General features: G+C 39.8%; 8 protein-coding genes and 1 pseudogene. All 9 read left to right on the top strand.

Going from position 1 to position 10,199, the window contains the following annotated elements; genetic code table 11:
• Positions 1-6: 6 nt before the first annotated feature.
• Entirely contained in the window at positions 7-570 is a 564-nt protein-coding gene (locus tag QT76_RS04120; RefSeq protein ID WP_000780111.1) for a UbiX family flavin prenyltransferase, read from the top strand.
• Positions 570-1,043: a pantetheine-phosphate adenylyltransferase gene (coaD, locus tag QT76_RS04115; protein ID WP_001169276.1), complete on the top strand. Its 474-nt coding sequence runs from the start codon at positions 570-572 to the stop codon at positions 1,041-1,043. Before QT76_RS04120 ends, coaD begins: the two co-directional genes overlap by 1 nt.
• Before the next feature lies 1 nt (position 1,044).
• On the top strand, positions 1,045-1,620 hold the full coding sequence (gene tmk / locus QT76_RS04110) for a dTMP kinase (RefSeq protein ID WP_033616704.1): 576 nt from the start codon (positions 1,045-1,047) through the stop codon (positions 1,618-1,620).
• Positions 1,608-2,183, top strand: coding sequence for a ComF family protein (locus QT76_RS04105; protein WP_033616703.1), 576 nt, complete (start codon positions 1,608-1,610; stop codon positions 2,181-2,183). The genes tmk and QT76_RS04105 overlap by 13 nt, the downstream gene beginning before the upstream one ends.
• A gap of 32 nt (positions 2,184-2,215) precedes the next feature.
• Complete coding sequence (locus QT76_RS04100; protein WP_033616702.1) at positions 2,216-4,255, top strand: HsdM family class I SAM-dependent methyltransferase; 2,040 nt, start codon at positions 2,216-2,218, stop codon at positions 4,253-4,255.
• Positions 4,252-5,536: pseudogene (locus QT76_RS08715) on the top strand (restriction endonuclease subunit S). The gene QT76_RS04100 and the pseudogene QT76_RS08715 overlap by 4 nt, the downstream one beginning before the upstream one ends.
• 65 nt (positions 5,537-5,601) lie before the next feature.
• The gene (gene polA, locus QT76_RS04085) at positions 5,602-8,265 is read left to right on the top strand and encodes a DNA polymerase I (RefSeq protein ID WP_033616700.1); all 2,664 of its coding nucleotides are present in this window, start codon (positions 5,602-5,604) and stop codon (positions 8,263-8,265) included.
• A gap of 114 nt (positions 8,266-8,379) precedes the next feature.
• Entirely contained in the window at positions 8,380-9,126 is a 747-nt protein-coding gene (locus tag QT76_RS04080) for an outer membrane protein (protein WP_033616699.1), read from the top strand.
• A gap of 50 nt (positions 9,127-9,176) precedes the next feature.
• Positions 9,177-10,199 (top strand): branched-chain-amino-acid transaminase, encoded by a 1,023-nt coding sequence (gene ilvE / locus QT76_RS04075; RefSeq protein ID WP_033616698.1) that lies wholly within the window; start codon positions 9,177-9,179, stop codon positions 10,197-10,199.

The raw sequence follows: 10,199 nt of genomic DNA, 5'->3' as shown, positions 1-10,199 counted from the left end.
ATATTCATGAAATTAGTTTTAGGCATCAGCGGGGCGAGCGGGATACCCCTAGCCTTGCGGTTTTTAGAAAAATTACCCAAAGAAATTGAAGTTTTTGTCGTGGCGTCTAAAAACGCACATGTCGTGGCGTTAGAAGAATCGAATATCAACCTTAAAAACGCCATGAAAGACTTACGGCCCAGCGCGACTTTTTTCAACGAGCAAGACATCCATGCGAGCATCGCATCAGGGAGTTATGGTATCCATAAAATGGCGATCATTCCAGCGAGCATGGACATGGTGGCTAAAATCGCGCATGGCTTTGGGGGGGATTTGATCTCTAGGAGTGCGTCTGTCATGCTTAAAGAAAAGCGCCCCTTACTCATTGCCCCTAGAGAAATGCCCTTAAGCGCTATCATGTTAGAAAATTTGCTCAAACTCGCCCATTCTAATGCGATCATCGCACCGCCGATGATGACTTATTACACCCAGAGCAAGACTTTAGAAGCGATGCAGGATTTTTTAGTGGGGAAGTGGTTTGATAGCTTAGGGATAGAAAATGACTTATACCCACGATGGGGAATGAACTGATGCAAAAAATCGGCATTTACCCGGGCACTTTTGATCCGGTCACTAACGGGCATATAGATATTATCCACCGCTCTAGCGAATTGTTTGAAAAGCTCATTGTCGCTGTGGCGCATTCAAGCGCTAAAAACCCTATGTTCAGTTTAAAAGAGCGCTTAAAAATGATGCAACTCGCCACTAAAAGTTTTAAAAATGTAGAATGCGTGGCGTTTGAAGGGCTGTTAGCCAATCTGGCTAAAGAATACCATTGTAAAGTGTTAGTTAGGGGCTTAAGGGTGGTGAGCGATTTTGAATACGAATTGCAAATGGGCTATGCGAACAAATCCTTAAATCACGAATTAGAAACCTTGTATTTCATGCCCACTTTACAAAACGCGTTTATTAGCTCTTCTATCGTGCGATCCATTATCGCGCATAAGGGCGATGCGAGCCATTTAGTGCCTAAAGAAATTTATCCTTTGATTTCAAAGGTTTAAAATGTATGTGGTGTTAGAAGGCGTTGATGGCGCGGGAAAAAGCACTCAAGTAGAATTATTAAAAACCAGGTTTAAAAACGCCCTTTTTACCAAAGAGCCAGGGGGGACAAAAATAGGCGAGAGTTTAAGGCATATCGCTTTGAATGAAAATATCAGCGAATTGGCTAGAGCGTTTTTATTCTTAAGCGATAGGGCTGAGCATGTAGAAAGCGTGATCAAACCGGCATTGAAAGAAAAAAAGCTCATCATTAGCGACAGGAGTTTGATCTCTGGCATGGCTTATAGCCAATTTTCAAGCTTGGAATTAAACCTGCTTGCCACTCAAAGCATCTTGCCTGAAAAAATCATTCTTTTAGTGATAGACAAAGAGAATTTAAAACAGCGCTTAAGCCTTAAAAGTTTAGACAAAATAGAAAACCAAGGCACAGAAAAATTACTCACCATCCAGCAAAAGCTCAAAACTCACGCTTATGCACTAAGAGAAAAATTCGGGTGCGAAGTTTTGGAACTAAACGCTAAAGAAAGTGTTAAAAACTTGCACGAGCAAATCACCGCTTTTATAAAATGCGTTGTTTAACTTGTTTGAAGCTTTCTTTTAAGCCCCTTTGCCCAAATTGTCTAAACGATCTGCCCTTAAGCTTAAAAGTAAGGGTTTTAGAGGGCGTGAGCGTGTATAGTTTTTACGCTTATAGCGAAATAGAAGAGCTCATTAAAAGCAAATATGCGCTGATTGGCTCTCGCATTTTGCCCTTGCTTTCTCAAAAAGCCGGTGCGGAATTTGTGAGAATTTTACAAGAACAGGGTTTGAATATCCCCCTTTATGGCATCGCCATTGATGATAAAATCAAATCCTTTTACTCGCATTCCGCCGCGCTTTTAAAAGGCTTTTGTCAAGGCAATTTAAAGCCCACTTATGGGACTTTAAGAGCCACAAATACTATTTCGTATGCCGGGAAAAGCCTGGAATTTCGCGCTAACAACCCACGGGATTTCATTTTCAAAGGCGATGAGAATTTAGATTATTTTTTATTAGATGATATTATTACCACCGGCACCACCCTAAAAGAAGCCCTAAAATACCTTAAAGCTTTAAACATTAAAGCGCACTTTGCGATCGCGCTTTGCAGCGCGGATGAATGAGTTATAATTTTATTTTTTAAAAGGATAAAAATATGCAAGCTTTTCGGTTAGAAGATGATGTTGATGACTATGTCAAAAAAGAATTGATTAATTTAGGGCTTATGAAAAATACGGATTTTAATGTTAAAAGCCAAATGAGTCCTAGCCTTAAAAACGCTCTTTTGAATGCGAGTAAAACCAAAGATAAAACTTCTTATGGCGAGCCAGATTTCAGCTTAGAAAAATACACGCACCCAAAAAATAAAGGGAGCGTTATCCCTGTAATCATAGAAAACAAACTCTACGCTAAAAATTTGAAAAAGCTCAAAAACAGCGCGTTGCAAAACGATGATCATTCCATTTCAAAATTCGCCGTGAATGGGGCTTTACATTACGCTCAAAACATCCTAAGGGACAAAGAAAAATATAAAGAATGCATCGCCATAGGCATCGCCGGCGATGATGAAGAACACCTTTTGATAGAAGTGTATTACGTTTTTGCGAGCGGGATCAATTCGCACAAGCTCACTAATACAAAAAACTTGCATTTTTTAGAAAATCAAGAATCATTTAACGCTTTTTATAAAGAATGCACGCTCACTGAAGAAGAAAAGCATCTCATCTTAATCAAAACCAAAGCCGAGTTGAACGAAACCGCTAAAAAACTCAACCGCCTGATGCATAACCACAACATCACCGCGCCTCAGCGCGTGCTATACGTGAGCGGCATGCTTTTGTCCATGCAAGAAATTAAGGGCAAAAAAGGGGGCTTAAAACCAAGCGATTTAAAAGGCGAAATAACCGACACTAGTCGTGATGGCGTTTTAGTGTTTAACCAAATCAGCGAATTTTTGAAAACCAAAAACTTGAGCGAAGAAAAACGAGATCTCATGCTCGCCAGTTTTAAAGAAATCAGTAAAGACCCACAGCGCGATAAAGAAACGAGTCTGGATAAAGCCATAAGCATGCTTTTAGAAAAAGATTCAAGCATCACCAAGCAAATTTTTACTTTTCTTTATGAGTTTGTCCATAAGCCCATTAATGAAAGCGACAATACCGGTCATTTAGACATCATGGGCGAACTTTATAGCGAATTTTTAAAATACGCTTTAGGGGATGGTAAGGAATTAGGCATTGTTTTAACCCCACCTTATGTAACTAAAATGATGAGCGAACTTTTAGGGGTTAATGCGAAATCCTTTGTAATGGATTTGGCCGCAGGGAGCGCGGGCTTTTTAATTTCTTCTATGGTGCTAATGATTGAAGACATTGAAAAAACCTATGGTAAAAACACCACTAAAGCGAATGAAAAAATCAAGAGCATGAAAACCACGCAGCTTTTAGGCGTGGAGCTTAACGCTGAAATGTTTTCGCTAGCCACCACTAACATGATTTTAAGAGGCGATGGCTCAAGCTTGATCATCAAAGGCAACACTTTTGAAACCAGTAAAAAGATTTATGAAGATTTCAAGCCCAATATCCTTTTATTAAACCCTCCTTTTAGCTACGAAGAAAACGGCATGCCTTTTATCAAGTTCGGGTTAGAGCACATGCAAAAAGGTGGTTTAGGCGCGATCATTATCCAAGATAGCGCAGGAAGCGGGCAAGCGTTAAAATCCAATGTTGAAATTTTAAAAAAGCATTCGCTTTTAGCGAGCGTTAAAATGCCCACCGATTTATTCATGCCTCAAGCCGGGGTGCAAACGAGCGTCTATATTTTTAAAGCCCATGAGCCGCACGACTATGAAAAGCCCGTTAAATTCATAGACTTTAGAAACGACGGCTTCAAACGCACCAAAAGAGGCTTAAATGAAACCTCTAACCCCACCAAACGCTACGAAGAAATCATTAAAATTTACAAAGCCGGCTTAAACGCTCAAGTTTCTAAAGAGCTGTGGGGCGCTTTAGAAACGATCTATATTGAAGACTTTATCGCTAAGCCGTGCGAAAATAAGCATGCTAAAGACTTTAATTTTGAAGCCCACCAAAAGAACGACACCAAACCCGAATTAGAGGATTTTAAAAGAACGATAGCCGATTACCTTTCTTATGAAGTGGGCTTGATTTTAAAAAACCAAACGCCCCCAAAGTGATTGGCCCCCTTAGTAGCCAACTCAACACTATTAAGTGGGGCGAGTTCAAACTAGGGGATTTGTTTGGAAAATTAGACTTAAAGTTTAAGAAAAAAATCTTTAATAAGCAAAAGGATATTTCAAAAGTCCAAACGAGCGAGTTTGATTTACCTCTTGTCAATGCTAAAAATGGTGATAATGGAATTATGTATTATGGTAGGTCAAGCGATTTTGAAAGTGCAGAAATGACAATTGATATTGTCAATGATGGGGCAGTTTCAACCGCAAATGTTTATCCACAACCCCTTAAAACAGGAGTTCTTTATAACGCCTATTTAATAAAACCAAAATTCACGCCAACAAGAGAAACGCTATTATTTTTTACGCCTTGTATTTATAAAGCTATTAAACTAAAATTTAGTTATGAAAATAAAGCGAGTTGGAATAAAGTTAAAAACGAGTTAATTTCTCTACCCCTAAAACCCACCGCTAAAACTCAAACCCTTGAGGATATTGATTTTATTTTCATGGAAAAATTCATAGCCGAACTTGAGCAGTGTCGGCTCGCCGAACTTGAGCAGTGTCGGCTCGCCGAACTTGAGGCTTATTTAAAAGCTACAGGGTTAGAAAACACCACCCTTTCTAGCGATGAAGAAAACGCCCTTAACGTTTTCAACGGCAACCATTCTGGGGGGGGGTAATACCCCATGCGGCTTAACATGGCAACACTTCAAATTGGGGGATTTGTTTGAAATTGAAAAAACCTTAAGCTTTAATAAAGACGCTTTAATGCAAGGAGAAGATTATGATTATATTACAAGGACTTCGCAAAATCAAGGCGTTTTGCAAACCACAGGATTTGTCAATGCAGAAAATTTAAACCCACCATTTACTTGGAGTTTAGGGCTTTTGCAAATGGATTTTTTCTATCGCAAAAAGTCATGGTATGCGGGACAATTCATGCGAAAAATCACGCCAAAAGCTGAAATCAAAAATAAAATTAATTCGCACACAGCCCACTATTTCACAACGCTTTTAAACGCCTTAAAACGCCCTTTATTGAGTGTATTGGTTAGGGATATTGATAAAACTTTTAGGGAGCAAAAAATCCAACTACCCCTAAAACCCACCGCTAACACTCAAACCCTTGAGGATATTGATTTTGATTTCATGCGCACCCTAATCAACGCCATGATGAAACAAACCATTCAAGGCGTGGCTCAATACTGCGGTGCTAAAATCCAAGCCACAAAAGAAATTATCAGTCAAGAAACGCCCGTTCAAAAAGACTCGTTATTTTGAAATAGATGAGGTCCAGCTTGTGTTACAATAAACTTAAAATTCGCTTGATTGAAGAGGGTTGAATCATGGAGCAGCCAGTCATTAAAGAAGGGACTTTAGCTTTAATTGATACTTTTGCGTATTTGTTTAGAAGCTATTACATGAGCGCTAAAAATAAGCCTTTAACGAATAACAAGGGCTTTCCTACGGGGCTTTTAACGGGGCTTGTGGGCATGGTTAAAAAATTTTATAAAGACCGAAAAAACATGCCTTTTATCGTGTTCGCCCTAGAAAGCCAGACTAAAACCAAAAGAGCCGAAAAATTAGGCGAATACAAACAAAATCGTAAAGACGCCCCTAAAGAGATGCTTTTACAAATCCCTATCGCCTTAGAATGGTTGCAAAAAATGGGTTTTACTTGCGTGGAGGTGGGAGGGTTTGAAGCCGATGATGTGATCGCCACTCTAGCCACGCTAAGCCCTTATAAAACCCGCATTTATTCTAAAGATAAGGATTTTAACCAGCTTTTGAGCGATAAAATCGCGCTTTTTGATGGCAAAACGGAGTTTTTGGCGAAGGATTGCGTGGAAAAATACGGGATTTTGCCGAGTCAATTCACGGATTATCAGGGCATTGTGGGGGATAGCAGCGATAATTACAAGGGGGTTAAAGGCATTGGGAGCAAGAACGCTAAGGAATTGTTGCAGCGGTTAGGGAGTTTGGAAAAAATCTATGAAAATTTAGACTTGGCGAAAAATTTACTCAGCCCTAAAATGTATCAAGCCCTCATACAAGATAAAGAGAGCGCGTTTTTAAGCAAAGAATTAGCCACTTTAGAAAGAGGGTGTATTAAGGAATTTGATTTTTTGAGTTGCGCTTTTCCTAGCGAAAACCCCTTATTGAAAATTAAAGACGAACTGAAAGAATATGGTTTCATTTCTACTTTAAGGGATTTAGAAAATTTCTCTACGCCTTTAATTTTAGACAACGCCTCCGCCTTAGACAACGCCCCTACAAAATCAAGCATGATTGTTTTGGAAAGCGCTGAGCCTTTGAGCATGTTTTTAGAAAAATTAAAAAATCCTAACGCTAGGGTTTTTGTGCGTTTGGTGTTAAATAAAGACAAAAAAGTTCTGGCCCTAGCGTTTTTATATGAGGATCAAGGCTATTTTTTACCTTTAGAAGAGGCGTTATTTTCGCCCTTTTCTTTGGAGTTTTTGCAAAACGCTTTTTCTCAAATCTTACAGCATGCGAGAATCATTGGGCATGATTTAAAACCCTTGTTAAGCTTTTTAAAAGCCAAATACCAGGTGTCTTTGGAAAACATCCGCATCCAAGACACTCAAATTTTAGCGTTTTTAAAAAATCCGGAAAAAGTGGGGTTTGATGAAGTTTTAAAGGAATATTTAAAAGAAGAATTGATTCCGCATGAAAAAATCAAAGATTTTAAGACTAAAAGTAAGGTGGAAAAATTAGAGCAATTGGATATGGAATTAAACGCTTTAAAGCGTTTGTGCGAGTATTTTGAAAAAGGGGGATTGGAAGAAAACTTGCTTGCTTTGGCTAGAGAAGTTGAAACGCCGTTTGTGAAAGTTTTAATGGGCATGGAATTTCAAGGCTTTAAGATTGATGCGCCTTATTTCAAGCGCTTAGAGCAGGAGTTTAAGAACGAATTGCATGTTTTAGAGCGCCAGATTTTGGATCTAATCGGCGTGGATTTTAACCTCAATTCGCCCAAACAACTTAGCGAAGTCTTGTATGAAAAATTAGGGCTTCCTAAAAATAAAAGCCATTCTACCGATGAAAAAAATTTGTTAAAAATCCTAGACAAGCACCCAAGCATCCCTTTGATTTTAGAATACAGGGAATTGAATAAGCTTTTTAACACTTATACCACCCCCTTATTGCGCTTAAAAGACAAAGACGATAAAATCCATACCACTTTCATCCAAACCGGCACAGCTACCGGGCGTTTAAGCTCGCATTCGCCTAATTTGCAAAATATCCCGGTGCGATCGCCTAAAGGCTTACTCATTCGTAAGGGCTTTATCGCTAGCTCTAAAGAATATTGTTTGTTAGGGGTGGATTATTCGCAGATTGAATTGCGCTTGTTAGCCCATTTCAGCCAGGATAAGGATTTAATGGAGGCGTTTTTAAAGGGGCGAGACATCCATTTAGAAACTTCTAAGGCGTTGTTTGGTGGAGATTTAGCCAAAGAAAAACGATCCATCGCTAAAAGCATTAATTTTGGGCTGGTGTATGGCATGGGGAGTAAGAAATTGAGCGAAACTTTAAACATCCCTTTAAGTGAGGCTAAAAGTTACATAGAAGCGTATTTCAAACGATTCCCTAGCATTAAAGATTATCTAAATGGCATGAAAGAAGAGATTTTAAAAACTTCTAAAGCTTTTACTTTGCTTGGGCGTTATCGGGTGTTTGATTTTAATGGAGTGAATGACTATGTTAAGGGCAATTATTTGCGAGAGGGCGTGAATGCGATTTTTCAAGGGAGTGCCAGCGATTTATTGAAATTAGGCATGCTCAAAGTGAGCGAGCGTTTCAAAAATAACCCTTCAGTGAGGCTGCTTTTGCAAGTGCATGACGAATTGATTTTTGAGATTGAAGAAAAAAACGCCCCAGAGTTGCAGCAAGAAATCCAACGCATTCTCAATGATGAAGTGTATCCTTTGAGGGTGCCGTTAGAAACGAGCGCGTTTATCGCTAAGCGTTGGAATGAATTAAAAGGTTAGTTTTTTAATTGAGTTTAAGAAAAAATATATTATTATTTCTTTATAAGTAATACTTAGCCATTTTAAGCTAATATAATATAAAGTCATTATCAAAGAATAAAGGGAAAAGACTGAATGTTGAAAAGAATTGTATTGTTAGGGGCTTTGGGTGTTTTAGCGAGTGCTGAAGAGAGCGCGGCTTTTGTGGGAGTCAATTACCAGGTGAGCATGATACAAAATCAGACTAAAATGGTGAATGAAAACGGCTTGCAAAAACCTTTGATAAAGTTCCCGCCTTATGCAGGAGCGGGTTTTGAAGTGGGCTATAAGCAATTTTTTGGCAAGAAAAAATGGTTTGGCATGCGTTATTATGGGTTTTTTGACTACGCGCACAACCGCTTTGGCGTGATGAAAAAGGGTATCCCGGTGGGCGAGAGCGGGTTTATTTACAATAGCTTTAGTTTTGGTGGGACGACTTTAACCGAAAGGGATTCCTATCAAGGGCAATATTATGTCAATTTGTTCACTTATGGTGTAGGGTTGGATACGCTGTGGAATTTTGTGAATAAAGAAAACATGGTTTTTGGTTTTGTGGTGGGAATCCAATTAGCTGGGGATAGTTGGGCAACGAGCATCAGTAAAGAGATCGCTCATTATGCAAAACACCACAGCAATTCCAGTTACAGCCCGGCTAATTTCCAGTTTTTATGGAAATTTGGGGTCCGCACCCATATCGCTAAACACAATAGCCTAGAATTAGGGATTAAAGTGCCTACGATCACGCACCAGCTTTTCTCTCTTACCAACGAAAAGGGATACACCTTACAAGCTGATGTGCGCCGAGTTTATGCGTTTCAAATCAGTTATTTGAGGGATTTTTAACCCCTTTTTAGATACAATCGCACCTGAAACTATCCATTTAAAGGTGTGAAATGGCAGATTTAGAAAATTTAGACTGGAAAAATTTAGGCTTTAGCTACATTAAAACGGATTTTCGCTTCATCGCTACTTATAAAAACGGCTCGTGGTCGCAAGGCGGATTGGTTAGCGAAAATGCGTTACAGCTCAGCGAAGGCTCACCGGTCTTGCACTACGGGCAGGCTTGTTTTGAAGGCTTGAAGGCTTACCGCTCTCAAAAGGGGAAGGCTTTACTCTTCCGCCCTTTAGAAAACGCCAAACGCTTGCAAACTTCATGCGAAAGACTGCTCATGCCCAAAGTGAGCGAAGAGTTGTTTTTAAGGGCATGCGCTGAAGTGATTGAAGCGAATCAAAAATGGCTCGCTCCTTACAAGAGCGGGGCGAGTTTGTATTTGCGCCCTTTTGTCATAGGCGTGGGGGATAATTTGGGGGTAAAGCCAGCCAGTGAATACCTTTTTATCGTGTTTTGCGCGCCGGTGGGGGTGTATTTTAAGGGGGGTATAGAAAAAGGGGGGGCTAGGTTTATCACTACGGCGTTTGATAGAGCCGCGCCTAAAGGCACCGGTGGGGTGAAAGTGGGGGGGAATTATGCCGCAAGCCTGTTAGCCCACAAAATGGCCACAGAGCAAGGCTATGATGATTGCATTTATTTAGACCCCACCACGCACACTAAAATTGAAGAAGTGGGGGCGGCGAATTTTTTTGGCATCACGCATGATGATGCCTTTATCACCCCGCATTCGCCAAGCATTCTGCCAAGCATTACCAAAAAAAGCTTAATGGTTTTGGCTAAAGAATATTTGAATCTCAAAGTAGAAGAGAGGGAAATCTTAATGGATGAGTTGGGTGCGTTTAAAGAAGCTGGAGCGTGCGGGACAGCTGCAATCATTACGCCCATTAAAGAAATCACGCATAATAACAAGTCTTATTTTTTTGAAGCGCCGGGCCATGTTACTAAACAACTCTATGATTTGCTTTTATCCATCCAACAAGGCGAACAAGAAGCCCCTAAAGATTGGATTTTTGAAGTTGGCTAA

Origin of the sequence: Helicobacter pylori SA37A, assembly GCF_000476015.1 — a bacterium.
GTDB lineage: Bacteria > Campylobacterota > Campylobacteria > Campylobacterales > Helicobacteraceae > Helicobacter > Helicobacter pylori_DB.
Note: the sequence above shows the minus strand (reverse complement) of the source record. Positions and strands in the feature narration are given on the sequence as shown.

Bases quoted from the DNA above. Each gene is read 5' to 3' on its own strand.
- QT76_RS04120 (WP_000780111.1), top strand. From the start codon at position 7: ATGAAATTAGTTTTAGGCATCAGCGGGGCGAGCGGGATACCCCTAGCC.
- coaD (WP_001169276.1), top strand. From the start codon at position 570: ATGCAAAAAATCGGCATTTACCCGGGCACTTTTGATCCGGTCACTAAC.
- tmk (WP_033616704.1), top strand. From the start codon at position 1,045: ATGTATGTGGTGTTAGAAGGCGTTGATGGCGCGGGAAAAAGCACTCAA.
- QT76_RS04105 (WP_033616703.1), top strand. From the start codon at position 1,608: ATGCGTTGTTTAACTTGTTTGAAGCTTTCTTTTAAGCCCCTTTGCCCA.
- QT76_RS04100 (WP_033616702.1), top strand. From the start codon at position 2,216: ATGCAAGCTTTTCGGTTAGAAGATGATGTTGATGACTATGTCAAAAAA.
- polA (WP_033616700.1), top strand. From the start codon at position 5,602: ATGGAGCAGCCAGTCATTAAAGAAGGGACTTTAGCTTTAATTGATACT.
- QT76_RS04080 (WP_033616699.1), top strand. From the start codon at position 8,380: ATGTTGAAAAGAATTGTATTGTTAGGGGCTTTGGGTGTTTTAGCGAGT.
- ilvE (WP_033616698.1), top strand. From the start codon at position 9,177: ATGGCAGATTTAGAAAATTTAGACTGGAAAAATTTAGGCTTTAGCTAC.